The 25,334-nt window shown below is 70.7% G+C and carries 29 protein-coding genes; 12 read left to right on the top strand and 17 right to left on the bottom strand.

From position 1 onward, the window contains the following. Positions 1-89: 89 nt before the first annotated feature. The 5 genes from ABTX60_RS15000 to ABTX60_RS14980 are packed head-to-tail and all read right to left on the bottom strand — an operon-like array spanning position 90 to position 2,359. Positions 90-443: a DUF6251 family protein gene (locus ABTX60_RS15000; protein ID WP_352097468.1), complete on the bottom strand. Its 354-nt coding sequence runs from the start codon at positions 441-443 to the stop codon at positions 90-92. Then, on the bottom strand, positions 413-802 hold the full coding sequence (locus ABTX60_RS14995; protein ID WP_352097467.1) for an RRQRL motif-containing zinc-binding protein: 390 nt from the start codon (positions 800-802) through the stop codon (positions 413-415). The genes ABTX60_RS15000 and ABTX60_RS14995 overlap by 31 nt, the downstream gene beginning before the upstream one ends. Next, positions 802-1,812, bottom strand: a complete 1,011-nt coding sequence (locus tag ABTX60_RS14990; RefSeq protein ID WP_352097466.1) for a DUF2637 domain-containing protein — start codon at positions 1,810-1,812, stop codon at positions 802-804. Before ABTX60_RS14990 ends, ABTX60_RS14995 begins: the two co-directional genes overlap by 1 nt. Continuing rightward, positions 1,809-2,105: a DUF6303 family protein gene (locus ABTX60_RS14985; RefSeq protein WP_352097465.1), complete on the bottom strand. Its 297-nt coding sequence runs from the start codon at positions 2,103-2,105 to the stop codon at positions 1,809-1,811. Before ABTX60_RS14985 ends, ABTX60_RS14990 begins: the two co-directional genes overlap by 4 nt. Then, entirely contained in the window at positions 2,102-2,359 is a 258-nt protein-coding gene (locus ABTX60_RS14980) for a DUF6284 family protein (RefSeq protein ID WP_352097464.1), read from the bottom strand. Before ABTX60_RS14980 ends, ABTX60_RS14985 begins: the two co-directional genes overlap by 4 nt. A 456-nt stretch (positions 2,360-2,815) precedes the next feature. On the opposite strand from ABTX60_RS14980, the gene ABTX60_RS14975 reads away from it, so the two are divergent. The 6 genes from ABTX60_RS14975 (at position 2,816) to ABTX60_RS14950 (ending at position 7,287) form a co-directional block, all read left to right on the top strand. Continuing rightward, positions 2,816-3,574, top strand: a complete 759-nt coding sequence (locus ABTX60_RS14975) for a GntR family transcriptional regulator (RefSeq protein WP_352097463.1) — start codon at positions 2,816-2,818, stop codon at positions 3,572-3,574. Next, complete coding sequence (locus tag ABTX60_RS14970; protein WP_352097462.1) at positions 3,571-4,254, top strand: P-loop nucleotide/nucleoside kinase family protein; 684 nt, start codon at positions 3,571-3,573, stop codon at positions 4,252-4,254. Before ABTX60_RS14975 ends, ABTX60_RS14970 begins: the two co-directional genes overlap by 4 nt. A 287-nt stretch (positions 4,255-4,541) precedes the next feature. Beyond that, on the top strand, positions 4,542-4,718 hold the full coding sequence (locus ABTX60_RS14965; RefSeq protein ID WP_104778998.1) for a hypothetical protein: 177 nt from the start codon (positions 4,542-4,544) through the stop codon (positions 4,716-4,718). Next, entirely contained in the window at positions 4,718-5,011 is a 294-nt protein-coding gene (locus tag ABTX60_RS14960) for a Dabb family protein (protein ID WP_053670015.1), read from the top strand. Before ABTX60_RS14965 ends, ABTX60_RS14960 begins: the two co-directional genes overlap by 1 nt. 202 nt (positions 5,012-5,213) lie before the next feature. Continuing rightward, entirely contained in the window at positions 5,214-6,116 is a 903-nt protein-coding gene (locus ABTX60_RS14955; RefSeq protein WP_502992325.1) for an RNA polymerase sigma factor SigF, read from the top strand. Between the two features lie 268 nt (positions 6,117-6,384). After that, positions 6,385-7,287: an RNA polymerase sigma factor SigF gene (locus ABTX60_RS14950; RefSeq protein ID WP_352097460.1), complete on the top strand. Its 903-nt coding sequence runs from the start codon at positions 6,385-6,387 to the stop codon at positions 7,285-7,287. A 290-nt stretch (positions 7,288-7,577) separates the two neighbouring features. Here the strand turns inward: ABTX60_RS14950 and ABTX60_RS14945 are convergent, their stop codons facing one another. Beyond that, complete coding sequence (locus tag ABTX60_RS14945) at positions 7,578-7,775, bottom strand: hypothetical protein (RefSeq protein WP_062927793.1); 198 nt, start codon at positions 7,773-7,775, stop codon at positions 7,578-7,580. 215 nt (positions 7,776-7,990) lie between these two features. Between ABTX60_RS14945 and ABTX60_RS14940 the strand changes: the two genes are divergently transcribed. From ABTX60_RS14940 to ABTX60_RS14930, 3 genes are all read left to right on the top strand, one after another. Then, on the top strand, positions 7,991-8,479 hold the full coding sequence (locus tag ABTX60_RS14940; protein WP_352097459.1) for a MarR family winged helix-turn-helix transcriptional regulator: 489 nt from the start codon (positions 7,991-7,993) through the stop codon (positions 8,477-8,479). Between the two features lie 97 nt (positions 8,480-8,576). After that, the gene (locus tag ABTX60_RS14935) at positions 8,577-11,030 is read left to right on the top strand and encodes an MFS transporter (RefSeq protein WP_502992324.1); all 2,454 of its coding nucleotides are present in this window, start codon (positions 8,577-8,579) and stop codon (positions 11,028-11,030) included. Positions 11,031-11,120: 90 nt separating this feature from the next. After that, positions 11,121-11,942, top strand: a complete 822-nt coding sequence (locus ABTX60_RS14930) for a YceI family protein (protein WP_352097457.1) — start codon at positions 11,121-11,123, stop codon at positions 11,940-11,942. On the opposite strand, the gene ABTX60_RS14925 is transcribed toward ABTX60_RS14930, so the two are convergent. Both ABTX60_RS14925 and ABTX60_RS14920 read right to left on the bottom strand, forming a co-directional pair. After that, positions 11,925-12,626: a GAF and ANTAR domain-containing protein gene (locus tag ABTX60_RS14925; protein ID WP_352097456.1), complete on the bottom strand. Its 702-nt coding sequence runs from the start codon at positions 12,624-12,626 to the stop codon at positions 11,925-11,927. The genes ABTX60_RS14930 and ABTX60_RS14925 overlap by 18 nt on opposite strands. Positions 12,627-12,683: 57 nt before the next feature. Next, positions 12,684-13,403 carry a GAF and ANTAR domain-containing protein gene (locus ABTX60_RS14920; protein ID WP_352097455.1) on the bottom strand — a complete coding sequence of 240 codons (720 nt, stop codon included), beginning with the start codon at positions 13,401-13,403 and terminating at the stop codon, positions 12,684-12,686. Between the two features lie 274 nt (positions 13,404-13,677). On the opposite strand from ABTX60_RS14920, the gene ABTX60_RS14915 reads away from it, so the two are divergent. Next, positions 13,678-13,971: an STAS domain-containing protein gene (locus ABTX60_RS14915; RefSeq protein ID WP_352097577.1), complete on the top strand. Its 294-nt coding sequence runs from the start codon at positions 13,678-13,680 to the stop codon at positions 13,969-13,971. 10 nt (positions 13,972-13,981) lie between these two features. Beyond that, entirely contained in the window at positions 13,982-14,452 is a 471-nt protein-coding gene (locus ABTX60_RS14910; protein ID WP_352097454.1) for a PPOX class F420-dependent oxidoreductase, read from the top strand. A 1-nt stretch (position 14,453) separates the two neighbouring features. Here the strand turns inward: ABTX60_RS14910 and ABTX60_RS14905 are convergent, their stop codons facing one another. From ABTX60_RS14905 to ABTX60_RS14870, 8 genes are all read right to left on the bottom strand, one after another. Then, the gene (locus tag ABTX60_RS14905; protein WP_352097453.1) at positions 14,454-15,251 is read right to left on the bottom strand and encodes a TetR/AcrR family transcriptional regulator; all 798 of its coding nucleotides are present in this window, start codon (positions 15,249-15,251) and stop codon (positions 14,454-14,456) included. A 150-nt stretch (positions 15,252-15,401) separates the two neighbouring features. Next, positions 15,402-16,898, bottom strand: a complete 1,497-nt coding sequence (locus ABTX60_RS14900) for an MFS transporter (protein WP_352097452.1) — start codon at positions 16,896-16,898, stop codon at positions 15,402-15,404. A gap of 107 nt (positions 16,899-17,005) precedes the next feature. Continuing rightward, positions 17,006-19,177: a glycosyltransferase family 39 protein gene (locus ABTX60_RS14895; protein ID WP_352097451.1), complete on the bottom strand. Its 2,172-nt coding sequence runs from the start codon at positions 19,175-19,177 to the stop codon at positions 17,006-17,008. Continuing rightward, entirely contained in the window at positions 19,174-20,556 is a 1,383-nt protein-coding gene (locus ABTX60_RS14890; protein WP_352097450.1) for a bifunctional glycosyltransferase family 2/GtrA family protein, read from the bottom strand. Before ABTX60_RS14890 ends, ABTX60_RS14895 begins: the two co-directional genes overlap by 4 nt. 14 nt (positions 20,557-20,570) lie before the next feature. Then, the gene (locus ABTX60_RS14885) at positions 20,571-22,181 is read right to left on the bottom strand and encodes a sensor histidine kinase (RefSeq protein ID WP_352097449.1); all 1,611 of its coding nucleotides are present in this window, start codon (positions 22,179-22,181) and stop codon (positions 20,571-20,573) included. Further along, a complete protein-coding gene (locus tag ABTX60_RS14880) occupies positions 22,178-22,918 on the bottom strand; it encodes a response regulator transcription factor (protein ID WP_352097448.1) in 741 nt (246 codons plus the stop codon). Before ABTX60_RS14880 ends, ABTX60_RS14885 begins: the two co-directional genes overlap by 4 nt. A gap of 126 nt (positions 22,919-23,044) precedes the next feature. Then, on the bottom strand, positions 23,045-23,917 hold the full coding sequence (locus ABTX60_RS14875) for a DUF2797 domain-containing protein (protein WP_352097447.1): 873 nt from the start codon (positions 23,915-23,917) through the stop codon (positions 23,045-23,047). 114 nt (positions 23,918-24,031) lie between these two features. Further along, entirely contained in the window at positions 24,032-24,424 is a 393-nt protein-coding gene (locus ABTX60_RS14870) for an HGxxPAAW family protein (RefSeq protein WP_352097446.1), read from the bottom strand. 95 nt (positions 24,425-24,519) lie between these two features. Between ABTX60_RS14870 and ABTX60_RS14865 the strand changes: the two genes are divergently transcribed. After that, positions 24,520-24,996, top strand: a complete 477-nt coding sequence (locus ABTX60_RS14865; protein ID WP_352097445.1) for a MarR family winged helix-turn-helix transcriptional regulator — start codon at positions 24,520-24,522, stop codon at positions 24,994-24,996. A gap of 44 nt (positions 24,997-25,040) precedes the next feature. On the opposite strand, the gene ABTX60_RS14860 is transcribed toward ABTX60_RS14865, so the two are convergent. Further along, positions 25,041-25,307, bottom strand: a complete 267-nt coding sequence (locus ABTX60_RS14860; protein ID WP_352097444.1) for a hypothetical protein — start codon at positions 25,305-25,307, stop codon at positions 25,041-25,043. Positions 25,308-25,334: the final 27 nt, after the last annotated feature.

Genomic DNA, 25,334 nt, shown 5'->3' with positions numbered 1-25,334 from the left:
TTGTGGCGGCCGAACAGCCTTCCGGGGGTCAAACCCCACACGGAAGGCCCCTCAGGCGCCCTGCGGGCCGCCTACGGCCTTGGGGTGATTCAGCGGCCCTTCCGGCCGCGCTTGCCGCTGTCGCCGACGGCGCGGACGACGGTGACGACGGCCCAGCCGAGCACGAGCGCGATGAACGCGAGCATCGCGAGGTTCGCGGCGATGGCGGTCAGGGCACCGACGAGCAGCGGGCCGAAGTAGACCCCGGCCGCGACCGCCCCAGCACCGACACCGGAGCCGAGCGCGACACGCTGCACCGTGCGGTCCGGCGGCGCCTGGTGGATGTGCACCACCTGCGGCCCGGCAGGCTGCTGCGCGGGCAGGGAGGCGGGGTCGGCGTAGACGTGGCTGCCGTCCGGGAGCTGAACGACCGTCAAGGGCCGCTTGTCGGGAAGCTGTTCCATGACGCACCCTCCGGGGCGTTGTCGGGGAAAGCGCAGGTCGAACACATGCCGAGCGACGACGGGATGACGTACCCCGCATCCCGGCGGCACTCGGGGCAGATCCGCCGGGCGAGGTTGGCCCGCGCGAGCGCGGCCCACCGGCCCGGCGTCATCGGCCGGACGGGCTTGGCTGCGTCGATGCGGTAGAGGTAAGCGACCAGCGGGCCCCGCCGTCGGCGCGGACGCTGGAGTTCGGCGGCCACGTCCTGGCCACCCGGACGCAGCCCCATCGCGCGGAGCTGCCGCCGGGTGGCCAAACCGTCAGGGGCGAGCCGCCACCGGTACACAGGCAGCGAACCCCCGGCCGGTGCGGTGGTCATCAGCGGCCCGTGCCGGCGAAGTCAACCGGCACGCCATTGACCGGCCCGCGCAGTTCGGCGTAGCGGGTCGAGACCCAGCCCACCGACCAGCCGCACAGCTCCGCTGCCTGACGCACGGACAGTCCCTCGGCATGCGCGGCGGCCACGATGGCGCGCGCGTCGTCCTCGGGCAGCTTGTCCGTGGCAGGTCCGGCGGACAGCAGCGCGGCGCGTTCACGCGCGGCCCGCTCCTCCCGCTCCGCCTGCTCACGGCGCTCACGCTCAGCACGCTCTTGCCGCTCGCGTTCGACGCGTTCGGCGGCCTCCCGTTCACGGCGTTCACGCTCCCGCTCGCGCTGTTCACGCTCGCGTTCCTGGCGTTCACGCTGCTCGCGCTCGGCCCGCTCCCGGGCCTGCTCGCGCTCGCGTTCCTCGCGCAGGGCGGCGGCCTCGCGCTCGGCCTGTTCACGGGCCATGCGGGCTTCGTGCTCACGCTGTTCACGGGCCAGAGCCGCCGTGTGCTCGCGTTCCTCGCGGGCCCGCCGCGCGGCCTCCTCACGCCGCGCGGCGGCGGCCCGTTCGCGGGCTTCCCGCTCGGCTTGCTGCTTGGCCTCCAGCGCCACCACGGCGGCGGCGATCGCGCGCCGGTAGGCGAGCCCGGTCTCGGCCGTGACGATCAGCAGCAGCGGCGCGACCGCGTGCACAGCCACGCCTACCAGGTCGTTCTTCAACGCGGAGTCAGCCACGTTCAGGGCGAGCGTCATGCCGCCGGTCATCCACCGCAGCGCGATGGGCCACCGTCCGCCGTGTCCCCCGAGCCGGGCAAGCACCGCGTCCAGGCGGACCACGATGACCACGGCGGCATCGACGACCAGGGGGAGGATGGGTGCGGTCCAGTCCCACTTGTCGGGTGTGTGCGCGGCAGCGAGCGGGGTGACGGTGAGGATCGAATAGAGCATCGCGCCCGCCACGATCAGCCACGTGCCGACCGACAGCGCGCGCTCGGCCGAACGGATATGAACGGCGTTCACGCGCTCACCCCCGACCATGAACGGACCCGGATCGCGGCGATCAGCACGACCGGTGAAGCAGGGTCGTCGGGGTGCTCGCTGTCCTCGGTCCACGTCCAGTCGGCACCCGGTACCGGCTCGAACCCGAGCACGCTGAGCGCGTCCGTACGGTCCGTGAACGTCGGCACCGTGCGCCCAAACTGGTGCTCGGGCCACCGCTCGGTGGTGTTCATCAGAGCCACGTACAGACGCCAGCGGCCCTCACGAACAGACATCTGCGCGGTGAACTCCCGCGCACTCTCCTGGCCCCTCACGCCGCGCCACCCCGGTGCGCGGTCTCGGCCTGGTTCGCCAGCGCGGACAGCAGCCGCCGGCGGGCCCGGCGGATACGCCGCACGTCCAGCTCCGTGGGCGTGCGCTCCATGGCGATGATCTGCGCGTCCAGCAGCTCAACGTCCGCGAGGATCGCGGGCATCTCCAGCTCGATCGCGTCCAGCTCCGCGTTCGTCGGCTCCATGAAGTCGGCGAACGCCGTAACAGCGTCCTGAACAGTAGCGATGTGGTCCATTGGGTCTGGTTCCTCTCAGACAGGAACGGCCCGAACAGCGGCCCCGGTGTTCGAGCACCGGGGCCGCGCGCCGTTGAAGTCGGTCATTCCGGCTCCCCTCAGCGCTGCTCGTACGAGACGAGCAGCGGAGGCAACCGGCCGCTACGCGGAAGCGCTGCGGTAGTCGTGTTCGTGCGGGTGTCTCCTTCGGGAACACGGGCTCCCGTGACAGGCGTATGGAGACATGACCTTTCGGTCTAAGCCCTCCCGAATGACCAGGGTCGGGTGCGCCCTCGGCCCGATCTGTCCCGGGCCCCTTGACCTCGAAACAGCCCTGAAGCAGGGCGCATTGAGGTCCTGCACCCCCCGATCGGCGAACCGACCGGCGGGCACATACCTAAGGTTCCCTAGGGTTCCCTGCGGTGTCAAGCGGTAAGCTAGGGAACCTCAGGGAAGTCGCGACAAGGAGCGGACAACATGGCAGGCCAGGCCGACAATCGGGCGCCGTACGCGAGGATTGCCGCCCACTACACGGAGCTGATTACGTCTGGTCAGCTACAGCCAGGAACCCTCTTGCCGAGCATCAAGAACCTGTCGGAAGAGTGGAAGGTGAGCACGGCGACAGCGGAGAAGGCGCTGCGCAAGCTGCGCAACGAGGGGCTGGTGCGTGGCATCCACGGCATCGGGACTGAAGTGCTGGACCGGCCGGCCTCCATGTCGTCGGGGTCGCAACGGCAGGACCGGGGGCGCCGTACCGGGTCTAGCTGGGGGGCAGGCGAACGCTCCGACTCCCACCAGGCAGCCGTTGTCCCCGCGCCCGAGGACGTGGCGCAAGCACTGGACATCCAGCCCGGCTCCGACGTGGTGCGCCGTAGCCGCGTATACCGGGACCGGCACGGCATCGTTGCGCACAGCACTTCGTGGATTCCCGCCCAGTACGGGGAGCTGATCCCTCAGCTCGCAGCGAGTGAACGACTGAAGGGAGGAACCTCGCTTCAGCTCATCGCCCAGGCGACCGGCCGCCCGATCAGTCACCGCATCGACTCTGCCTCAGCCCGCCTGCTGACGCCGGAGTACGCGCGACTCCTGGAGCTGGACCCTGACAATCTGCCAACGGACCCAGTGGTCGTGATGACTGCCCAGTTCGTGGACAGCGAGGGCAACATTGTGGAGTACGGCGTAGACCTCGGCGGCCCGGGTCGGACATGGCGCACAGAATCGGAGGTGGCCCCGTGACGGTTGTGGACGACACGCTCATGAGCGTGCTCGAAGACCGCCTGGACGCACTACTTGCGGCCCGCAACGCTGGCACAATCACGCCCGAAGCAAAGGCAGAGGTGGCCGCCATCTCCCGAACCGTGACGAGACCTATGCCCCCACGTCCGCCGTTCTGTGTCCTTATGGCGGGGCTTCCCGGCTCCGGCAAGACGACCCTTTCACGCACCCTCACCGCCCGCGGGTTCGTACGGCTGTGCCCAGACGAAGAGATGTTCCGCCGGCACGGTGTCTACGGCGTGGACTTCCCCCGGGGGGTCTTTCCCACCCTGGAGCGCCCCGTTCTGGAAGACGTGGCGATCGAACTACGGGAGCACCTCAAGGACGGGCACGATGTCGTCGTTGACCACGGCTTTTGGACTCCAGAGGACCGGGCGAAATGGCGAGCGATCGCTACCGACGCCGGCGCGACCCCCATGCTCGTCTACCTCGGTGCCAGCCATGAAGAGCTGTGGGCGAGGATCAGCAAGCGCAACGAGTTCCACGCCAACGACCCCAACTCGATCTATTTTGCTGAGAGCGACCTACAGCGCTACCGCGCGCGGTTCGTTCCCCCTCAGGAAGATGAACCGCACGTGCTGTACGACGGTGACCCTGCGGCCGTGATCGCAGCCCTGGAAGCCTCTCCCCCTGACTGTTAGGAAGCAGGTCAGCCGGGGCGTGCTCCGTCTCAGTTTCCGTCTCATTCAGCCTCGTGCGGAGTCGTTCACAGCGGTTCACGCGGTAGGCGGGGAAGCGGGAATGAACGAGGTTGAACGACCTCGAACGCCCCTCTGACCAGCACGAACAGACCTCGAAAGCGAGTGTGGCGCAAGTCACCGAGGGTTCAAATCCCTCCGCTACCGCTCCTGAAGGGCCCCGTCGTCAGACGGGGCCCTTCGTGCGATCATGTGCGCTGCATGGGACATCAGTGACAGGGGAGGCCGCGGTGGCGGTGAACGCGAAGAAGGTCGCCGTCTACGTCGTCGTGGTCTTCGTGATGTACGTGATCGTCACGGATCCGAAGAAGGCCGCCGACTACGTGCAGATAGGCTTCCAGGGCATTTCGGACGCCGCCGGGGCCCTCGGCGACTTCGCCACATGGGTTGCGAACGGAGCAAAGTGATGATCCGCCACCTGGTGCTCTTCAAGCTCAACGAGGGCGTCGAGCGCGACGACCCCCGGGTCGTGAAGGGCGTCGAGGCCTTCCGGGCGCTCGGCGACACGATCCCGGAGCTGCGCTTCTGGGAGCTCGGCTGGAACGTCAGCGACCGTCCCATCGCGTACGACTTCGCCATCAACTCCGCCTGCGACGACGCGGACGCGCTGCGGCGGTACGTGGAGCACCCGGACCACCAGGCCGGGGTCGCGCTGTGGCGGGAGTTCGCCACGTGGGTGATCGCGGACTACGAGTTCTGAGACCGGCTCCGAGAGCGGCCGCTTCCGCCCCTTGTCGCTTCGACAGGGGGCTCTTGTGTTGAGTGGGTCGATTCGTGCGGCTTTCATCCCTCAACACGTAGTTATGGGGTGCTTGCACACAGAGTACATGTCTTGTGATGCTATGACCGCTTTTGATGGAGGCGTTGACGGATGAGTTGACGATGACGAGGTGGAGTTGACCGTGCTGGCCAGTACCGCACCTCAGGCACCGCCCCCTCAGACACCGTCCCCTCAGGCACCGTCTCCTCAAGCTCCGCCGTCGACCCCCCAGGCGTCGTCCCCTCTGGCAGGACCTCCTCTAGCCGCGCCCCAGCGGAGCAGCCGCGGCGCCGACACCCGTGCCCTCACCCAGGTCCTCTTCGCGCAGCTCAAGGAGCTCCAGCCGGGCACCCCGGAGCACGACCGCGTGCGCGGGGCGCTCATCGAGGCGAACCTCCCGCTCGTGCGCTACGCGGCCGCCCGGTTCCGCTCCCGCAACGAGCCGATGGAGGACGTCGTCCAGGTCGGCACGATCGGGCTCATCAACGCCATCGACCGCTTCGACCCGGACCGGGGCGTGCAGTTCCCGACGTTCGCGATGCCGACCGTCGTCGGCGAGATCAAGCGGTACTTCCGCGACAACGTCCGCACCGTCCATGTGCCGCGCCGGCTGCACGAGCTGTGGGTGCAGGTCAACAGCGCGACCGAGGACCTGACGACCTCCTTCGGACGCACCCCGACGACCGCGGAGATCGCCGAGCGGCTGCGCATCACCGAGGACGAGGTGCTGTCCTGCATCGAGGCCGGGCGGTCGTACCACGCGACCTCCCTGGAGGCCGCGCAGGAGGGCGACGGGATGCCGGGGCTGCTGGACCGGCTCGGCTACGAGGATCCCGCGCTGGACGGGGTGGAGCACCGGGATCTCGTCCGGCATCTGCTCGTCCAGCTGCCCGAGCGGGAGCAGCGGATCCTGCTGCTGCGGTACTACAGCAATCTCACGCAGTCTCAGATCTCCGCGGAGCTGGGCGTCTCACAGATGCACGTGTCGCGGCTACTCGCGCGTAGCTTCCAGCGGTTGCGGTCTGCGAACCGAATCGACGCGTAACCGCAAACGTTAGCGAGAGGTCACCTCGGGGAGGGAATCGCTCATCAGGGCGGTTGCCGACAGTTGAAAGCCGAAAAGCCGTCAGACCCCTTGTTTGCAGGGCGTATTCGCGTCTCAGATGTCGACATGTCACTACAGCGTGTTGCCGACATGTGACATTCTGCGGGAAGCGCGTTTGCCGGAGCTCCGGCGCCGGTATTCAGGTGAAGGCTGCGTTCCTCAAGCGGGGGCGTTCGCCGCGACCGTCCCGCGACCCAAAGGGGGTGGCATGTCCGCAGAACAGGGCAGCTCGAAGGTGCTCACGCTCGCGGAGAGCGAGACAGCTCCCCATGCTCTCGACTCACTCGGCTCCATCGATGCCGTACCGGCCCTCGCGGCCGAGCCCGTCCCGGTCCTTCCGGCTGCGGGCGCCATCGACACCCGCACCCTGTCCCGCTCCCTGTTCCTGCGGCTGGCCGCGCTCGACAAGGACAGCCCCGAGCGTGCGTACGTCCGTGACACGCTCATCGAGCTCAACCTCCCTCTCGTGCGGTACGCCGCCGCGCGGTTCCGGTCCCGGAACGAGCCGATGGAGGACATCGTCCAGGTCGGCACGATCGGCCTGATCAAGGCGATCGACCGGTTCGACTGCGAACGGGGCGTGGAGTTCCCGACGTTCGCGATGCCGACGGTGGTCGGGGAGATCAAGCGGTTCTTCCGGGACACGTCGTGGTCGGTGCGGGTGCCGCGGCGGCTGCAGGAGCTGCGGCTGGCGCTGACCAAGGCCAGCGACGAGCTCTCGCAGAAGCTGGACCGGTCGCCGACGGTGGCCGAACTGGCCGCTGTGCTCGGAGTGTCCGAGGAGGACGTCGTCGACGGGCTCGCGGTGGGGAACGCCTACACGGCGTCCTCGCTGGACTCGCCGGCGCCGGAGGACGACGGTGGCGAGGGGTCGCTGGCGGACCGGCTGGGGTACGAGGACACCGCGCTGGAGGGTGTGGAGTACCGGGAGTCCCTGAAGCCGCTGCTGGCGAAGTTGCCGCCCCGTGAGCGGCGGATCATCATGCTGCGGTTCTTCGCGAACATGACGCAGTCGCAGATCGGCGAGGAGGTCGGCATCTCGCAGATGCACGTCTCCCGACTGCTGACCCGGACGCTGTCGCAGCTCCGGGAAGGCCTGATCTCGGACTGAGCTGGTCCTGACGGAGGACTGGGGCGCGGTCTTCGAGGCCGCGCCCTATGCCTGTGCCGGTGCGGTGGGGGTGTACGTCTTCGCATGACGCCGGGTGGTGGGTCGGGGCCGCGCCGGGGGGGTGTCCGCTCTCGGGACGGCGCGACGGGCCCCCATACCGACTGACTGTCCGTTGACGCGCCAACCGCTGCGGGCGGACACCCCCCGACACGGCCCCTCAGGTGCGACGGCGGGTGCGCGATCGTCGTGGCCCACCTGACTGCGGGCATCTGTGCCGCCCGCAGTACCCGTTACGCCAGCGCCAGCCAGGCCACCGCCGCGATGACCGCCACGGCGACCACGACGCCGAGGATGAGGCCGATGCGCGGGCCGCTGCTGGACGGTGCCGCCGCCTGACGGCCCTGCGGGGCCTCGTCGACGAACGCGCGGAACATCTGGGTGCTGCCGGCGGGGTCGTGATTGCCCTGCGGGGCCTGGTTGTTAGCCATGGCCCGAGACCCTAGCGAAAACGTCGGTGCTCCCCAAGTGGGGGTTGGGGTTCCGTTTGGGGCCGGGTGACCCCTACCGCCAGGCTCGTCACCAGCACGTTTACTTCAGCAATACTTGCCTTTGCCAAGTTTTTGTACCGCACCGACCCGTTTTATTTGCCTGCAGCAACCAACAGCTTCTATGGTTGCCCAAAGCAACGAAAGCGGGAGGTGTCATGGCCGAAAAGGCGCAGTACGAAGAGCTGGTCCGTCAGTTCAGCGCCTTCGGCGCCGTGAAGCGGGAGCTCGGACGGATCATGCCGGCCGAGTGCCCCGGCGGGTCGGCGGCCGTTCTGACGCTGCTGGGCCGCCACGGCGACATGCGCATGAGCAAGCTCGCCGAGCTGCTGGCGGTGGACATGTCGGTCACCAGCCGCCACGTCGCCCACGTCGTGGACCGGGGCTGGATCGAGCGCTCCCCCGACCCGGCGGACAAACGCTCACGCATCCTGCGCCTCACACCCGCGGGCCACACACAGCTCGACGAGCTGTCCCGGCGGACCACCGAGGTCCTCGCCGAGCGCCTGAGCGACTGGACCGACGAGGAGGTCGGCCAGCTCACGGACCTCATGGCGCGGCTGAGGGAGAGCTTCGACTGCCGTCCAGGGACCCGGGCCGCACCGCCCGCCTTCGACCAGACCACCCGTACACCCGCAAGCACGTAAGAAAAGGAAGCCCATGGCAACGACCACACCAGCCGGTGTGCGGGCTCATGCCAAGCACGGGGGAGGCTCCCACGGCTCCTCCGGCGACGGCGCTCCCATGACGCACCGGCAGATCATGGAGGCCCTCACCGGCCTTCTGCTCGGCATGTTCGTCGCGATCCTGTCGTCGACGATCGTCTCCAACGCCCTGCCCCGCATCATCGGAGACCTCGGTGGTGGCCAGAGCGCCTACACCTGGGTCGTGACCGCGTCCCTGCTGACGATGACGGCCTCCACCCCGCTGTGGGGCAAGCTCGCCGACCTGTTCTCCAAGAAGCTGCTGATCCAGCTCGCGCTGGTCGTCTTCGTGCTGGGTTCGGCGGCGGCCGGCATGTCCCAGAACCCGGGCATGCTCATCACCTTCCGCGCGGTCCAGGGCATCGGCATGGGCGGTCTGTCCGCCCTGGCCCAGATCATCATGGCGGCGATGATCTCGCCGCGTGAGCGCGGCCGTTACAACGGCTACCTCGGCGCCACCTTCGCCACCGCCATGGTCGGCGGCCCGCTGGTCGGTGGTGTCATCACCGACACCGACTGGCTCGGCTGGCGCTGGTGCTTCTACGTCGGCGTGCCCTTCGCGGTGATCGCGCTGATCGTGCTGCAGAAGACCCTGCACCTGCCCGTGGTCAAGCGGAAGGTCAAGGTCGACTGGGCCGGAGCCTTCTTCATCACCGCGGCCGTCTGCCTGCTGCTGATCTGGGTGACCTTCGCCGGTGACAAGTACGACTGGCTCTCCTGGCAGACGTACGCGATGGTCGGCGGTTCCGTGGCGCTGCTGGCGCTGTTCGTCCTCGTCGAGGCGAAGGCGAGCGAGCCGATCATCCCGCTGCGGCTGTTCCGCAACCGCACCATCACGCTGGCCTCCATCGCGTCCCTGTTCGTCGGTGTCGCGATGTTCTCCGGCACCGTCTTCTTCAGCCAGTACTTCCAGCTGGCGCGGGACAAGTCGCCGACGATGTCCGGTGTGATGACGATCCCGATGATCGCGGGTCTCTTCGTCTCCTCCACCGTGTCCGGGCAGATCATCACCCGGACCGGGCGCTGGAAGGGCTGGCTGCTGGCCGGCGGCGTGCTGGTGACGGCCGGCCTCGGTCTGCTGGGCACGATCCGGTACGACACCGAGTACTGGCACATAGCGATCTTCATGGCGCTGATGGGTCTCGGCATCGGCATGATGATGCAGAACCTGGTGCTCTGCACGCAGAACCAGGTGGAGCCGAGCGACCTGGGTGCCGCAAGCTCCACGGTGACCTTCTTCCGGTCGCTGGGCGGTGCCGTGGGCGTCTCGGCGCTCGGTGCGGTCCTGGGCAACAAGATCACCGACTACGTCAAGGACGGCCTCGCCGACCTCGGCGCGAAGGGCGCGGCCCTCGGCCACGCCGGCACCGGCGGTGGCGGCATCCCCGACCTCGACGCGATGCCCGCGCCGATCCGCACCATCGTGGAGAGCGCCTACGGCCACGGTGTCGCGGACGTGTTCCTCTACTCGGCCCCGATGGCGCTGCTCGCCCTGCTGGTGTCGCTGTTCATCAAGGAGGTCCCGTTGAGGACGAAGGGTGGGCTGGCGCAGGCCGCCGAGTCCGAGACGCCTGCCGTGGCCCCCGCCGAGGCGGTCGCCGTCGAGGCTCCCGCCGCGGAGAAGACGGCGCCGAGCTGGGCCGTGGCCGAGACCGGGGCCGGGCCCGAGGGCACCCAGCGGCTCGCCGCCGTCGCCACGGCGGAGCGTCCGGGGGAGACCTCCGGTGGCGCCCCCGGCGTGCCCGTCCGCGGGTTCGTCCGCGGGAACGAGTCCGCGCCCGTGCCGCAGGCCGCCGTCACGCTGATCTCGCTGGGCGGGCGTCAGCTGGGCCGGTCCGTGGCGCAGGCCGACGGCTCGTACGCCGTCGACGCCCCGGGCGCCGGCTCGTACGTCCTGATCGCCTCCGCCGACGGTTTCCAGCCGCAGGCCTCCACGGTCGTGGTGAACGGCGAGCCGGTCGCCTACGACATCCTGCTCAGCGGCACCAGCGGGCTGACCGGCCTGGTGCGGGCCGCCGAGAGCGGGCAGCCGGTCAAGGACGCCATGGTCATCGTGACCGATGTGCGCGGCGACCTGCTGGCCAACGGGACCACGGGTGAGCAGGGCGAGTTCTCCTTCGCCGAGCTGGTGCCCGGGGCGGTGACCGTCGCGGTGAACGCCGCCGGGTACCGACCGCGTGCCCTGCCCGTCGAGGTGGGCGGCACCGGGGTCACCCGGGTCGAGATCGACCTGGACTCCGGTGCCCGCGTCCAGGGTGTCGTCCGCGCCCCGCACGGCCCGCTGGCCGACGCCCGGGTGACGCTGGTCGACCAGGCGGGCAACGTCGTCGGCTCGGCCACGACCGGGACGGACGGGGCGTACGCCTTCACCGACCTGGACGGCGGCGAGTACACCGTCATCGCCACGGGCTATCCGCCGGTGGCCACCGCCCTGACGGTCGCGGGCGCCGGCACCGACGGCCACGACATCGAACTCGCCCACCCCGGCGAGTAGTCCGACCCCGGCCCGTGGCAGTGGGGCGCGCTCTGAGCGGAGGTGCGCCCCCTGTCGCGGGCCGGTTTGTTTTCAGAGGAGTTGGGTGAGATGGGACTGACCGCGAGGATCCGTACCCGCGATGGATGGGCCGTGTCGCACGCGGTCGTCACGGTGGCGGACATGACCGGCGCGCAGGTGCTGCGGGCCGAGGCCGACGCGGAGGGCGCCGTGCGGGACGCGACGCCGATGGAGGCGGGGGCGTACACCGTCATCGTCACGGCCGTGGGCTATGCGCCCGCGGCCTCCAGCGTGATCGTCACGGCGAGCGGGCGGGCCGAGGTCGGGACGGTGACGCTGGCCCGGCAGGGCGGCACCGAGCTGCCGCCGCCCGGGCCGTGGACCGTCGACCCGGTGCACTCCAGCGTGGCCGCCGTGGCCCGGCATCTGGGCATCTCCAGCGTGCACGGCCGGTTCACGGAGTTCTCCGGCGCGATCGAGATCGCCCCCGACGACGTCACCAAGTCGCGGGTGGAGGCGGTGATCCGGGCCGCGTCGGTCGACACCGGCAACGGCATGCGCGACGGGCACCTGAAGTCTCCGGACTTCCTGGACGTCGAGCGGTTCCCGGAGATCACCTTCCGGTCGACGGGGCTGACGGCGGCCGGGTCCGACCGGTGGACCGTCCACGGCGAGCTGGGGATGCACGGGGTCGTACGGCCCGTGGACCTGGATCTGGCCTACCTCGGGACGGGTCCGGACCCGTGGGGCGGTACCCGGGCCGCGTTCCGCGCGACGACCGAACTGCACCGCGAGGACTTCGCCATGAACTACAACCAGGTCCTGCAGGCCGGCATCGCCGCCATCGGCACGACGCTGAAGGTGGAGCTGGACATCCAGGCCGTGCAGGGCGAGTCACTTCCGGCGGTGTGAGTCCGGGGCGGACACCCGCGCCACCAACTGGCCGCACAGGTCACGGAGTTTGACGTTCCGGTCCTGCGAGGCCCGGCGCAGCCGCTCCAGCGCGCTCCGCGCGTCGAGGCGCTCCCGGGCCATCAGGATGCCGATCGCCTGGTCGATGACGCTGCGGGAGAGCAGCGCGGTGCGCACGTCGGCCGCCGACTCGTGGCGGCGCTCGATGCGCAGCGCCACGTCGATCGCGTCCCCGGCCCGGGCCGCGAAGGCGCGGGCCGCGTCCCGGCCCGGATCCAGGGCATGAGCCCGCGGTCCGTAGAAGTTGAGCGCGGCGCCCCTCTCGCTCTCGACGGCGACCGGCACCGCCAGCACACAGCCGACGCCCTGGGACAGCGCGTACTCCGTGTAGGCGGGCCAGCGGGACTCCTCGGCGAGATCCGGGGCGTACTGCTCCTCGCCGGTCTCGGCCGCGTCGACGCAGGGCCCCGAGCCGTTCTCGTACTGGCGCAGGTCCAGGCCGCTGACCATGCCGTCGCTGCCGGCCAGGGTGAGCAGCCGGCCGGCGCGGCGCACGGTGATGCTGCACGCGCCGGCGCCGGGCACGTCCTGCACCGCGCGGTCGGTCATATCGCGCAGCAGGGTGTCGAGACCGCTGCTGCGCACCATCGCCTGGTCCAGCGTGTCGGACGTCTCAGGGCTCATGACCGTACGGGTATCCCGTCACCACCCGAACACGCCCCCGACGTAATCCACCTCACGTCAGGGGGCGTTGCCCCCCACGATCCGGCGGGCGAGGTCGCGCAGTTTCACGTTCTCCCGCTGGGAGGCCCGCACCAGGCTCTCGAAGGCCGCGGTCGCGTCGATGCCCTGGCGTTCCATGAGGATGCCGGTGGCCTGGCCGATCAGGTCCCGGGTGTGCATGGCCTCGGTGAGCTGCTCGCGCACGGTGGCGGAGTCCAGGGCGATGCTGACGTGCGCGCCGAACAGCCGGCCGATGCGCGTCGCCTCCTCGTCGAAGGCGCCCGGTTTGCGCGCGTAGGCCGTGAGCACGGTCAGCCGGCGGCGGTCGGCGCGCAGCCGCAGCGACAGGGCCGAGCGCAGCCCGAGGGCCGCCAGCACGTCCCAGCCGTCGTCGGCCTCGCTGTCCGTTATCCGCGCGACCGGGTTGTTCCACAACTGGTCCCACAGCCCGTGCTGTTCGCGGCCGGTGTGCCGGGCCTCGGCGGAGCGCACGGCCTCGTCGGTCCAGGCCAGCGTGCGGAGCTTGTCGCCGCGCTCGATGACGGAGATGCCGGCGTGCTCGGCCCCCGGCATGAGATGCACGGCCAGCCGGACCGCCGTGCGCAGGGTGCTGTGGGGTGTGAGGGTCTCGTGCAGTTGCTGAGAAGCCACCGTGAGGGCCTCGGCCAGCTCGACGCCAGCCGGAAAACGGGGCAAATCAGGAAACTCGGACGCAGCCACCACGAACCTCTTCGGCATGCACGGCCATGGCCGTGCGCAGGAGAGCTCCGCAGCACATTCCCGACTGCGAGCACAGGACGGACAGCACTCTAACTGTTCGGTTGCCTCCAGGTGACGCCCGGCCGACGCCGCCACGGGGGAGCTTTCGCCGCCCGCCCACCGCATGGTGGAATGGCCTTCGGGTCAGGAAGCGGCCTTACCGGAATTCGGACGAACGTCTGCCAGGTGAGCCGTGACCCCCTTCACGAATCCCACAGAACCGCGCGACCTCCCCGGCCGCGTCCACCTCGCCATGCCCGCCGAGATCGACTTCTGCAACGCGGCGGAGCTGCTGCCGCTCGTCCTGTCCGCGGCCCGGGCCCGCGGCGACCGGCTGGAAGTCCTCGTCCTCGACCTGACCACGACGTCTTTCATGGACTCCCAGGGCATTCGCCTCATCAACGACGTACGGCGGCGGCTGCGCCCCGGGGCCACCGTGCGTCTGGTGGCCCGGCCCGAGGGGATCACGAGCCGGGTCCTCGAACTGACCGGGATGCGCCGGGACGTGCCCGTGTACGACAACCTCGCCGAAGCCCTGGCGTCGTAGGCTGCCGCACATGGCACCGAACATCGCGACGAACACCCGCGTCTCCCTGGACGAGTTGCTCGACTTCGTACGCCCCCGGCATCACGCGATCCTGCTGACCCGGCGGGCCGACGGCAGCCCTCAGGGGTCCCCGCTGACCTGCGGTGTCGACGACTCCGGCCGGATCGTGGTCTCCACCTACCCCGAGCGCGCCAAGACCCGCAACGCCAAGCGGGACCCCCGCGCGAGCCTGCTCGTGCTCAGCGACGACTGGGACGGCCCCTGGGTCCAGATCGACGGCACGGCCGAGGTCGTCGACTCCCCCGACTCCGTCGAACCACTCGTGGAGTACTACCGGAACATCGCCGGTGAGCACCCCGACTGGGACGAGTACCGCGCGGCCATGCTCAAGCAGGGCAAGTCGATCATCCGGATCACGCCGGAGCGGTGGGGGCCGGTGGCGACCGGAGGGTTCCCGGCGCGGCTGGTGGAGGGGGAGTAGGTCAGCTCTTCCCGGGCGCTTCTTCCGTCCCGGAGGCTTCCGCCTCGCGGGCGACCATCGCCTCGATGCCCGCGATCAGCAGTTCCAAAGCGAACTCGAAGTCGCGCTCCAGCATCTCGGCGACCGTGTCGCCACCGCGCGCCGCCATGATCTCCCGGGACTCCCGCAGGACGTCGGCGGCCTGCGGGGCGGCGGTCACCGTGGTCAGGGCCTGCTGGAAGTACTCGTCCACGCTCATGCCGCCGGCGGCGGCCCGGGAGGCGAGATGGCCCTCCAGGGTGCCGTAGCCGTAGACGAACTGGAAGACGGCCGAGATCGTGCTCGTCAGGCGTTTCGCGGGCAGCCCGGTCCGGCGGACGACACGCTGCACGGTCCCGGAGAACGCCAGGTTGTGCGGGCCGATGTTGAGGTACACCCCGACCAGCGCGGACACCCACGGGTGCCGCACCAGCAGCGTCCGGTACTCCCGGGCCAGCGACCGCACCTGGTCGCGCCAGTCCTCACCGGCGTCCGGATCGGGCAGCCGCATCTCGCCCATGACCTCGTCCAGGGCGAGTTCGAGCAGGTCGTCCTTGGTGTCGACGTACCAGTAGACGGACATCGCGGTGACGTTCAGCTCGCCGGCCAGCCGCCGCATGGAGAACTTGGCCAGTCCATCGGCGTCCAGCAGCCGGATCGTCGTCCTGGTGATCCGCTCCCGGTCGAGCCCCGAGGGCTGCCCACCACCGCGCCGCCGGTGCGCCTTGCCCTCCAGCCAGACACTGGACCGCGGCTGCTCCTGCCGGGCGGCTTTCGCCATGGCGCACCTTCCTCGATCTTTCAACGCCGCTCATGCTAGACGCGCCGTCTTTTCAGGGGCGCGGGCCTGTATCGATGTGCGGCTCCGCCGCGCGGGCGCGATCAATCACAGCGGACCCGCACCCGTACGACGACCGCACACCCCGGGCTCCTAGGCGGACTCTGCCCGCTCAGCCCGCCGAAGCAACCCGGCCGCGACCAAACCGCCCGCCAGCACGGCAACCGCCCCGACCAGCTGGCTCGTCTCCAGCCCGGAGGCGAACGCATCGGAGATCCTCGCCTTCTCCTCGGCCGAGTCGGCCGCCGCCAGCGCCGCCGGCAAAGACGCCGCGGACACGGCGACCAGCGACGCGAACCGGGAGTTGAGAACGGCCCCCAGGACCGCGACACCCAGCCCGTTGCCGAACTCGGCGAGCGTTCCGTTGATCCCCGCTCCCACACCCGCCTTCTCCGGCGGTATCGCGCCCATGATCGCGTTGGCCATCGCCGGCATGGACAGCGCCACACCCGCACCCATGATCACCAGGCCGAGCAGCATCCCGCCGTACCCGTGCCCGCCGAGCAGGGCGATCGCCGCCAGCCCCGCGGACACCAGAGTCATGCCGAGCGCGATGGCCGCCGGCGTCCCCGCCTTCAGCACCAGCTTCGCCCCGACCCCCGTGAAGTTGAGCGCGACGACGGTCAACGCCAGCGGTGCCGTCCGCAGCCCGGCGTCCAGCGGCTCGTACCCGAGCACGAACTGGAGGTGCTGCGTGAGCAGGAACAGCGACCCCGTCATGCCGAACGCCACGAGGATCGCGCCCGCGACCGCGCCCACGAACCTCTGGTTGCGGAAGAAGTGCATGTCGAGCATCGGGTGCTCGGTCCGCAGCTCCCACAGCACGAACAGGCCGAGGACGACCACGCCGATCAGCGCCGAGACCAGCACCTGCGCGGAGGTCCAGCCGTGCTCGGGCCCGGTGATGATCGCGTACACCACGGCCGTCATGCCGATGGTCGACAGCACCGCGCCGACCAGGTCGGGCCGGTCCCCGGACTTGTGCTTGGACTCCGGCACCAGCGCGGCGACCGCGACCAGGCCGAGCAGGGCGACCGGAATGTTGATCAGGAAGATCGCGCCCCACCAGAAGTGGTTCAGCATCACGCCGCCGATCAGGGGTCCGGCCGCAAAACCGAGCGAACTGACCGTCGACCAGAGCGCGATGGCCTTCACGCGCTCCTGGTCGTCGAAGATCTGTACGACCACGGCGAGGATGGTGGTCATCAGCAGCGCCCCGCCGACGCCCATGCCCGCACGGGCCGCGATCAGCTGGCCCGGGCTCTGGGACAGTCCGGCCGCGAGCGAGCCCAGGCCGAAGATCGCGAGGCCGGACATCAGCAGCAGCTTGCGGCCGTAGCGGTCGGCGGCGTTCCCGGCGGTGAGCAGCAGGCCGGACTGCACCAGCGCGTACGCGTTCATCATCCACTGGACGTCGGCGGTCGAGGCGTCCATCTCGCGGGTGAGCGAGGGGATGGCCACGTTGAGGATCGTGTTGTCGAGCAGCACGGTGAGCTGCGCGAGGCAGATGACACCGAGGATCAGCCAGCGCTGGGGGTGGCCGCCCGGTGCGGTGTGCGGCAGGGCCGTTTCCTGGGGGGACGTCGTCATGCTGTACACCGTAGAACAGTTCCTATACGGCGTACAACAGAGTTTTGGGCGGGGACGCCGAAGGGCGGTGGTTCTCGGCCACCGCCCTTCGTCCGGTCGGGGACGTGTCAGCTGCTCGCCTTCTGCGTGAGGTCGTAGAACGTGGTCGAACCGGCCGTGACCTTCTTGAAGGTGGCCTCCACCCAGGAGGTGATCTGGGAGGAGGTCCCCTCGCCGCTGCCTCCCATGCCGCCGCCCATGCCGCCCGAGGCGATGAAGTAGTGGATCTTCCCGTCCGCCACGTACTGCTTGAACCGGGCCAGGGTCGGGGACGGGTCGGTGCCGTTGAAGCCGCCGATGGCCATCACCGGATCGCCGGTGGAGAGCTGGTAACTCGCCGCGTTCTGGGCGCCGATGGCCGCCGCGGCCCAGGTGTACCGGTCTGCGTCGGTCTCCAGCAGCTTCTTGGCCTCGGAGCTGACGCCGGCGCCGTTGAGCAGGCCGCCGGCACCGCCGCCGCCGCCCATGCGACCACCGTCGCCGTTCCGCTGGTTCTGGCCCTGGCCCTGCTGGTTCTGGCCGCCGCCGGGGAAGCCGCCTCCGCCGGGGAAGCCGTTGCCCTGCCGGCCCTGGGCGTTGCCGTTGCCGTTCTGCTGGTTCTGGCCCTGCTGGTTCTGGCCGCCGCCCGGGACCCCGCCGCCGGGGAAGCCGCCGCCCGGGCCGCCGCCACCACCCGGGCCGCCGCGACCGCCCGCGACCGCCGGACCCGCCGTGACGATCGAGCCGGTGTGCCCCTCGTTCACGGTGGTGAGGGTGTACGCCGCCGGCCCGGCCAGCGCGGCGACGAGGCCCAGCCCGGCCGCCCCGAGGGCCACTCGGCGGCCGAGCCGGCCGGCGAAGATCAGGCCGAGGGCCGCCGTCAGACCGCCGACCAGGACGAGCCACTTGAGCCAGGGCAGGTAGTCGGAGGAGCGGTTGAGCAGGACGTACGCCCAGGCCGCGGTCGCCGTCATCGCGGCGGCCAGGGTCAGCGACGCCCACGCCTTGCCGCGCTTCTCCCAGAGCAGCGCCGCGCCCATGCCGACCAGCGGGGCGATGTAGGGGGCGAGGGCCACCGTGTAGTACTCGTGGAAGATGCCCTGCATGTAGCTGAAGACCAGCATGGTGGTGAGCAGCGCGCCGCCCCAGACGAGGAACGAACCGCGGGTCACCGACGTGCGCTTCGCCCTGCGGGTGGCCACCAGCCCGGCGACGAGCAGGATCAGCGCGGCCGGGATCAGCCAGGAGATCTGGCTGCCGACGGAGGAGCTGAACAGCCGGTCCCAGCCGGTCTCGCCCCAGTTGCCGCCGCCGTTCCCGCCGCCACCGCCGCCACCGACGCTGCCGGTCTCGTCGCCGTTGATGCGGCCCAGGCCGTTGTAGCCGAAAGTCAGTTCCAGAAAGCTGTTGTTCTGCGAACCGCCGACGTACGGGCGGGAGGAAGCGGGCCACAGTTCGACGATCGCGACCCACCAGCCGCCGGAGACGACGATCGCGGCGAGCCCCGCGGCGAGTTGGCCGATTCGCTTCCTCACCGTCACCGGCGCGCAGACCCCGTACACGAGGGCGAGCGGCGGCAGGATCAGGAAGGCCTGAAGCGTCTTGGCGAGGAAGGCGAAGCCGATCGCGGCACCGGCCCACAGCAGCCACTTCGTCCGGCCGTCCTCCAGGGCGCGGATGACGAGATAGCAGGCCGCCGCCATCAGCAGCGCCAGCATCGCGTCGGGGTTGTTGAAGCGGAACATCAGCGCCGCGACGGGGGTGAGCGCGAGCACGGCGCCCGCGATCAGACCGGCCGCGGGGCTGAACCGGCGGCGCACCGCCGCGTACACGACGGCCACCGTGCCGACGCCCATGAGGACTTCGGGCGCGAGGATCGCCCAGGAGCCGAGGCCGAAGAGCCGGACGGACAAGGCCATGGGCCACAGGGCGGCCGGGGGCTTGTCGACGGTGATGGCGTTCGCCGCGTCGAGCGAGCCGAAGAAGAACGCCTTCCAGGACTGGCTGCCGGCCTGCGCGGCCGCCGAGTAGAAGGAGTTGGCGTAGCCGGAGGCGCTCAGGTTGTACAGGTAGAGCACGGCCGTCGCCAGCAGCAGGGCGAGGAAGGCCGGGCGGACCCAGCGGGGGTCCTCGGGGCGGCCGCGCCACAGCCGCTGCGGGAAGGGCCGGGCCGGCGCACCGGCGTGCGGCGCGGGTGCTGGTGTCAGGGTGCCGGGGCTCGTGGATCCGCCGGTGATCTGCTGGTCGAAGTGGACGGTCATCGCGAGTCCCTCGCATCGGTGTCGTGCGGGCGCGCCGGCAGCAACTGCACGGTGGCGTCCCGCCAGGAGTCCGCGACATCACCGGCGCGGAAGGGGGTGGTGTCGTACGAGGACGGGGCGGCAGGCGCCGGGTCGTCCTCGCGCCGGTCGGGGAACACCCACGCCCGGAAGAGCAGGAAGCGCAGCACGGTCGCCGCGAGGTTGGCCGCGATGAGGACGGCCAGTTCGGTGCTGTGCGCGGGCTCGGAGGTCGCCGCGTTCAGCGCCGCGAGCGAGCCACTGGTCAGGGCGAGTCCGATGCCGAAGACGACCAGGCCCTGCGCCTGGTGCCGTACGGCCCCGCCGCGCCCGCGCACCCCGAAGGTGAGCCGCCGGTTGGCCGCGGTGTTGGCGACCGCCGAGACCAGCAGGGCGAGGGCGTTGGCGGTCTGGGAGCCGGTGACGGCCCGGAAGCCGCTGTACAGCAGAAGGTAGAAGAGGGTGGACAGGGCGCCGACCACGCAGAACCCGACGAGCTGGCGGGCCAGTCCCTTCGGCACGTCCACGAGGTCACGGTCGCGCGGGTCGTCGCCGAACGGCCGAGCGAGCCGGTCCAGCGCGAGTGAGCCGGTGGCCAGGGCCCTGCCGACCCGCCACACGCCCTTGAGGTCGTCGGTCGCGGTCTTCACGAGGTGCACGGTCGAGTCGGGGTCGTCGACCCAGTCGACCGGCACCTCGTGGATCCTGAGGCCCGCCCGCTCGGCGAGCACCAGCATCTCGGTGTCGAAGAACCAGCCGGTGTCCTCGACGAGGGGCAGCAGCACCTGTGCCACGTCCCGGCGGATCGCCTTGAAGCCGCACTGGGCGTCCGAGAACCGTGCCTGGAGCGAGCCGCGCAGGATGAGGTTGTAGGCCCGGCTGATGAACTCCCGCTTGGGCCCGCGCACCACCCGTGAACTGTGGGCCAGCCGGGAGCCGATCGCGAGGTCCGAATGGCCGGAGATCAGCGGCGCCACCAGCGGCAGCAGGGCGTTGAGGTCGGTGGACAGGTCCACGTCCATGTAGGCGAGGACCGGCGCCTCCGAGGCCGACCAGACGGCCCGCAGGGCCCGGCCGCGTCCCTTCTGCTCCAGGCGGAAGGTGCTGACCTCGGGAAGCTCCACGGCCAGCCGCCCCGCCACCTGCGGGGTGGTGTCCGTGGAGGCGTTGTCCGCGATCGTGATGCGGAACGCGTACGGAAACGTCCGGTCGAGGTGCTCGTGCAGTCTGCGGACGCACGGCTGGAGGTCCTTCTCCTCGTTGTAGACGGGGATCACTACGTCCAGGACAGGCGTACCGGCTGGTGCGGCCGGGAGGTGTTCCCGCGCCGGCAGGGTGCCGGGAGAAGAGTCGGTTCGCATGGAACCGACCTTCGTCAGGCGCCCTGTTGTGCCGATGTGGTGACGCTGTGGCGTGCCTGTGAGTGCTGGTGCCAACTCATGTCCGGCTCCGGCTGCGCCGGCAGCGCGGGCAGGTGCACCGTGAAAACGGTCCGTCCGGGCACGCTGTCGACGGTCACGGCGCCGCCGTGCGCAGTCGCCACGGCCTGCACGATGGCCAGGCCGAGGCCGGTCGAGCCGTTGGCGCGGGAACGCGCGGAGTCGCCGCGCGCGAACCGTTCGAAGACGCGCGGCAGCAACTCGGCCGGGATGCCCTGCCCGTCGTCCTCGACGTCCACGCACAGCCAGGTGCCGCGCCGCTGGACACGGGCGGTGACGGTCGTACCGGGCGGCGTGTGGCTGCGCGCGTTGCCGAGCAGGTTGACGAGGACCTGTTGCAGCCGGGCCGCGTCCGCCGACACGAGCGCGGGCTCATCGGGCAGGTCCAGGCGCCAGTTGTGGTCCTGGCCGGCGGCACGGGCGTCGCTGACGGTGTCCACGACGAGCGGGGCGAGGTCGGTCTGCTCGAACTGCAGGGGCCGCCCGGCGTCGAGCCGGGCGAGCAGCAGCAGATCCTCGACGAGCAGCGTCATGCGCCCGGCTTCGGACTCGATGCGCCCGAGGGCGTGCCGGGTGTCCGGCCCGACGTCCTCGCGCCCGCGTCTGGTCAGTTCGGCGTACCCGCGGATGGAGGCGAGGGGGGTGCGCAGCTCGTGACTGGCGTCGGCGACGAACTGCCGGACCCTCGTCTCGCTCTGCTGCCGTGCGTGCAGGGCGCCGTGGACGTGGTCGAGCATCCGGTTGAGTGCGGCGCCGACCCGGCCGACCTCGGTGTGCGGGTCGGTCTCGGAGTCCGGCACGCGCTCGCTGAGGTTCACCTCGCCGGTGTGCAGGGGGAGTTCGGAGACCCGGGTGGCGGTGGCGGCGACCCGGCGGAGGGGGCGGGTGGCCACGCCGATGAGGACGGAGCCGGCCAGCCCCGCGGCGGCCAGACCGGCTGCCGTGACACTGATCTCCACCAGGATGAGGGTGTTGACGGTGTTGGTGACGTCCTTGGTGGGGATGGCGACGTAGTAGCTGCCCTTGTCGCCGCTCTTGTAGGTGACCCGGTACTCGCCGAGGCCCGGTAGGTCGACGGTCTGCTCCGTCCCCTCGGCCTGCGGCACGGAGGTGAGGGCCGCGGCCTGGGCGGAGTTCAGCGAGCGTGCGCTCATCAGCTGGTTGTTCCCGGACACGCCGTATGCGGACTCCGTGATCCGGCCGCGCTCGATCTTGGCGGCGACCGTGCCGCCCGGCTGCGGTCCCCGGGTGACGAACTCGGTCAGGCTCTCCTTCTTCTGCACGGGCGCACGGGAGCCGCCGTCCATGCCCTGGCCGGGACTTCCGGGCGGGCTCTGGGCGGCCCTGACCGCGGCCACGCCGAGTTGCCCGTCCAACTGCTCGTACAGATGCGACCGCAGCGCCAGTGTCGTCACCGTGCCGATCACCGCGCACACCACGGCGATCAGCAGCACGGACGCGACGACGAGCCGCGTCCGCAGCGTGCGCGGCCGGCGCAGTCGCCCTTGTCTGTCCCCCTGGAGTCGCAGCCGTCGTCGTCCGCTCACGACACCGCGGGCTTGATCAGGTAACCGGCACCGCGGCGCGTGTGGATCATCGGCTCGCGACCGGCGTCGATCTTCCGCCGCAGGTAGGAGATGTAGAGCTCGACGACGTTGGCCTGGCCGCCGAAGTCGTACGACCACACGCGGTCGAGGATCTGCGCCTTGCTGAGCACCCGGCGCGGATTGCGCATCAGGAAGCGCAGCAGCTCGAACTCGGTGGCGGTCAGATGGATGTTGTCCCCGGCCCGGGTCACCTCGTGGCTGTCCTCGTCGAGGGTGAGGTCGCCGACGACCAGCGTGGAGTCCGAGCGGCGGTCGGCGGCACCGGAGCGGCGTATCAGCCCGCGCAGCCGCGCGACGACCTCCTCCAGGCTGAACGGCTTGGTGACGTAGTCGTCCCCGCCGGCCGTCAGCCCCGCGATCCGGTCCTCGACGGCGTCCTTGGCGGTCAGGAACAGCACGGGTACGTCCGGCAGTTCCCGGCGCAGCCGCCCGAGGACGGCCAGCCCGTCCATGTCGGGCAGCATCATGTCGAGGACGACGGCGTCGGGCCGGAAGTCGCGGGCGGTCTGGATCGCGCCCGTACCGTCACCGGCACTCCGGATCTGCCACCCCTCGTAGCGCAGGGCCATGGACAGCAGCTCCGTGATCGACAGCTCGTCGTCCACCACAAGCACGCGGACGGGGCTCCCGTCCGGCCTGAGCAGTTCGGTGCGCCCCTGGGGCGAGGTCGTGGTCATGTGAACACGATGTCGAGGGCCTCTGAGAACACGCTTTCGCCAACCTGTGATTTCTCTGAGAAACACACAGGCGTTTCTCAGGGGACGCCTGGGAAGTCATGGGAGCGCCGGGGAGGCCCTGCCGGTTCAGAACAAGCCGTCCTGCACGCCCGTGACCTCCTTGAACTGCCTGATCGGCACGGTCACTTCACTCCCGGTGGCGGGCACCAGCCCCCACCCGGTCATCAACCGCGTGTCGAGCACCACGGCCCCGGCACCGGTGGCCAGATGCAGATCGGGTCCGGCGGCCGCGACCAGCTCCCCGCCGACCGCGCCCCCGGCGACGAGTTCGCGCACGTCCCCGACGGCGACGGGCACCCCGGCGAGCCCGAACACCTCCAGGTGGTCGACGACCCGCAGCGGCTCCCGTACGAGCGACTCCGGCCACGCGGGGAGCGCGACCGCCCGCTCGTACAGCTCGGCGACCTCACGGGCCCGGTCGGCGGCGGCCTCCGGCAGCGCGGCCCGCACGGCCCGCTTCTCGGCGTACGGAATCCGGTCGGGGACCCGCAGGGCGGCCCTGAGCAGCTCCTCCGTACGCCGGGCGGCCATGAGCGGACCGACGCCGAGCCAGCTGAAACAGACGGCTCCCTGTTCGAGCAGCCGCGCGCTTCCCCGCTCCCGGGCCGTGATCCCGACCTTGACCATGCCGGGCCCGAACCACGCCAGGTAAACGCGGTAGGGCCGTGGATCGTCGGCGATGGTGTCCGCCGCCACCGAGTGCGCCCGGTCCAGCCGCGCACACTCCTCGCACCGCGCCCCCGTGCTCCGCCCCGGCACGACCGCACCCAGCGGGCACGTGTGCCCCCGAGCCCCCAGGCAGCTGCGCACGCCCCCTTCCGCGACCTCGAAGGCCACGCGTTTCCCCCAGGTCAGCGCACTGCGCCGCCCGCCGCCCCACACCAGCACGGGACCATCCGCCGACCACCGCAGCCCCGAGCACTTCCATGCCTGTGCCATCCCTGCCGAGGGTAGGGGGCACCACTGACATCGGGGCGGCTGATGGGAAGCGGCTGGATGAGGGGAGACGGCCGGTGGGGTCCGACCGGTCGGGAAGGGCCGGTCGGGAGGGCTCTACCTCACCGAGTCGGTCCCCACCGCGGCGACGGTCTCCGGCTCGGCCGTGCGTTGCACCGGCATGACCGGCTGTACCGCACCCGCCGCGCGCCGCCCGCGCCCCGCGAGCCGGCACCCCAGGCACTCCTCGTGCCCGCCCGGCGCCGCCGAGTCCCGCACGCGCCAGCCCCACTCCGCCCGGGGCCGTACGCCCGGCCCCTTGCCCCACCCGGAGAGATGCAGGGCCCAGGTGACGAGCAGAGCCACGAGCCCGATCGCCAGGCCGCCGGCGATCAGCACACCGGAGACGGTGCAGACCCCCAGCCCCGCCACACCGGCCCCGACCGAGGCGATGGCGCATCCGACCCACCCCGCGAGCGTGTGCCCGTGGTCATACTGATGTGCACTCACGTGCCACTCCCTCGCACCGAGGGTCCGATCCGACGAACCCCTCACTTGCTAAGACTTTTACGACCCAAACATCTCACGAACTAAGGGATCTGGGAATGCACGCGAAGCCTCGTCCGGCCGCGACACCGGAGCAGGCACTGTCGGCGATGGACCAGCTCATCGCCACTCACCTGGTCGGACAGCACGAGATCGCCCAGCAAGTGGGCCTGAGTGTGACCGACCTCACCTGCTTCGCCTATGTCATCGAGGCCGGCGAGAACCTCCCCACGGCAGGCGACCTGGCGGCTCGCGTCCATGTCACGACCGGCGCTGTCACCGGCATCCTCAACCGCCTGGAGCGCGCCGGCTACATCACCCGCCGCCCCGACCCCACGGACCGCCGCCGCATCCGCGTCGCGGCCCGGCCCGACGCGGTCGCCCGGGTCCGGGAGGTCTACGAGCCGTACTACGCCCGCCTCACGCACCTCTTCGCGCAGTACTCACCGGACGAGATCGCGGTCCTGCACGACTGGTTCACCCGCGCGAGCACGCTGGCGGCGACCTACCTGGAAGAACACTGCCGCCCGGACTGAACCGAGCCTCCGGCCGGTACCCGGGGCCCCGTAGGCGCCGGCTTCTACCTGGGCTGCCGGGAGTGCCGGCTCGACCGTCGGCGCACGGTGAAGACGCAGGCGAGCACGCCGAGGCCCCAGGCGATCAGGAGGGCTCCCCACAGCGGCATGGTCACGATCGGCACGAGCAGGCGGATCTCGACGTCCGAGCGGTTCTCGAAGATGAAGATCAGAGCGACCGCGCTGATCAGAACGAACGGCAGGAAGCGGCGGACGCCGGGGCGGGACAGGAACGGTTTGCGCGCCTTGTGGTCCCTGCTGGGCTGAGCCATGGAGCACCTCTCCATCACGTTGCCCCC

Source organism: Streptomyces sp. NPDC126510, from assembly GCF_040302345.1.
GTDB lineage: Bacteria > Actinomycetota > Actinomycetes > Streptomycetales > Streptomycetaceae > Streptomyces.
Note: the sequence above shows the minus strand (reverse complement) of the source record. Positions and strands in the feature narration are given on the sequence as shown.

What these genes read in the sequence shown, in the direction of transcription:
- ABTX60_RS14900 (WP_352097452.1), bottom strand. Translation starts at nt 16,898, where the DNA reads ATGACGACGTCCCCCCAGGAAACGGCCCTGCCGCACACCGCACCGGGC.
- ABTX60_RS14865 (WP_352097445.1), top strand. Translation starts at nt 24,520, where the DNA reads ATGCACGCGAAGCCTCGTCCGGCCGCGACACCGGAGCAGGCACTGTCG.
- ABTX60_RS14940 (WP_352097459.1), top strand. Translation starts at nt 7,991, where the DNA reads ATGGCCGAAAAGGCGCAGTACGAAGAGCTGGTCCGTCAGTTCAGCGCC.
- ABTX60_RS15000 (WP_352097468.1), bottom strand. Translation starts at nt 443, where the DNA reads ATGGAACAGCTTCCCGACAAGCGGCCCTTGACGGTCGTTCAGCTCCCG.
- ABTX60_RS14895 (WP_352097451.1), bottom strand. Translation starts at nt 19,177, where the DNA reads ATGACCGTCCACTTCGACCAGCAGATCACCGGCGGATCCACGAGCCCC.
- ABTX60_RS14890 (WP_352097450.1), bottom strand. Translation starts at nt 20,556, where the DNA reads ATGCGAACCGACTCTTCTCCCGGCACCCTGCCGGCGCGGGAACACCTC.
- ABTX60_RS14860 (WP_352097444.1), bottom strand. Translation starts at nt 25,307, where the DNA reads ATGGCTCAGCCCAGCAGGGACCACAAGGCGCGCAAACCGTTCCTGTCC.
- ABTX60_RS14995 (WP_352097467.1), bottom strand. Translation starts at nt 802, where the DNA reads ATGACCACCGCACCGGCCGGGGGTTCGCTGCCTGTGTACCGGTGGCGG.
- ABTX60_RS14960 (WP_053670015.1), top strand. Translation starts at nt 4,718, where the DNA reads ATGATCCGCCACCTGGTGCTCTTCAAGCTCAACGAGGGCGTCGAGCGC.
- ABTX60_RS14875 (WP_352097447.1), bottom strand. Translation starts at nt 23,917, where the DNA reads ATGGCACAGGCATGGAAGTGCTCGGGGCTGCGGTGGTCGGCGGATGGT.
- ABTX60_RS14935 (WP_502992324.1), top strand. Translation starts at nt 8,577, where the DNA reads ATGACGCACCGGCAGATCATGGAGGCCCTCACCGGCCTTCTGCTCGGC.
- ABTX60_RS14975 (WP_352097463.1), top strand. Translation starts at nt 2,816, where the DNA reads ATGGCAGGCCAGGCCGACAATCGGGCGCCGTACGCGAGGATTGCCGCC.
- ABTX60_RS14915 (WP_352097577.1), top strand. Translation starts at nt 13,678, where the DNA reads ATGCCCGCCGAGATCGACTTCTGCAACGCGGCGGAGCTGCTGCCGCTC.
- ABTX60_RS14945 (WP_062927793.1), bottom strand. Translation starts at nt 7,775, where the DNA reads ATGGCTAACAACCAGGCCCCGCAGGGCAATCACGACCCCGCCGGCAGC.
- ABTX60_RS14880 (WP_352097448.1), bottom strand. Translation starts at nt 22,918, where the DNA reads ATGACCACGACCTCGCCCCAGGGGCGCACCGAACTGCTCAGGCCGGAC.
- ABTX60_RS14950 (WP_352097460.1), top strand. Translation starts at nt 6,385, where the DNA reads ATGTCCGCAGAACAGGGCAGCTCGAAGGTGCTCACGCTCGCGGAGAGC.
- ABTX60_RS14930 (WP_352097457.1), top strand. Translation starts at nt 11,121, where the DNA reads ATGGGACTGACCGCGAGGATCCGTACCCGCGATGGATGGGCCGTGTCG.
- ABTX60_RS14920 (WP_352097455.1), bottom strand. Translation starts at nt 13,403, where the DNA reads ATGCCGAAGAGGTTCGTGGTGGCTGCGTCCGAGTTTCCTGATTTGCCC.
- ABTX60_RS14980 (WP_352097464.1), bottom strand. Translation starts at nt 2,359, where the DNA reads ATGGACCACATCGCTACTGTTCAGGACGCTGTTACGGCGTTCGCCGAC.
- ABTX60_RS14910 (WP_352097454.1), top strand. Translation starts at nt 13,982, where the DNA reads ATGGCACCGAACATCGCGACGAACACCCGCGTCTCCCTGGACGAGTTG.
- ABTX60_RS14925 (WP_352097456.1), bottom strand. Translation starts at nt 12,626, where the DNA reads ATGAGCCCTGAGACGTCCGACACGCTGGACCAGGCGATGGTGCGCAGC.
- ABTX60_RS14905 (WP_352097453.1), bottom strand. Translation starts at nt 15,251, where the DNA reads ATGGCGAAAGCCGCCCGGCAGGAGCAGCCGCGGTCCAGTGTCTGGCTG.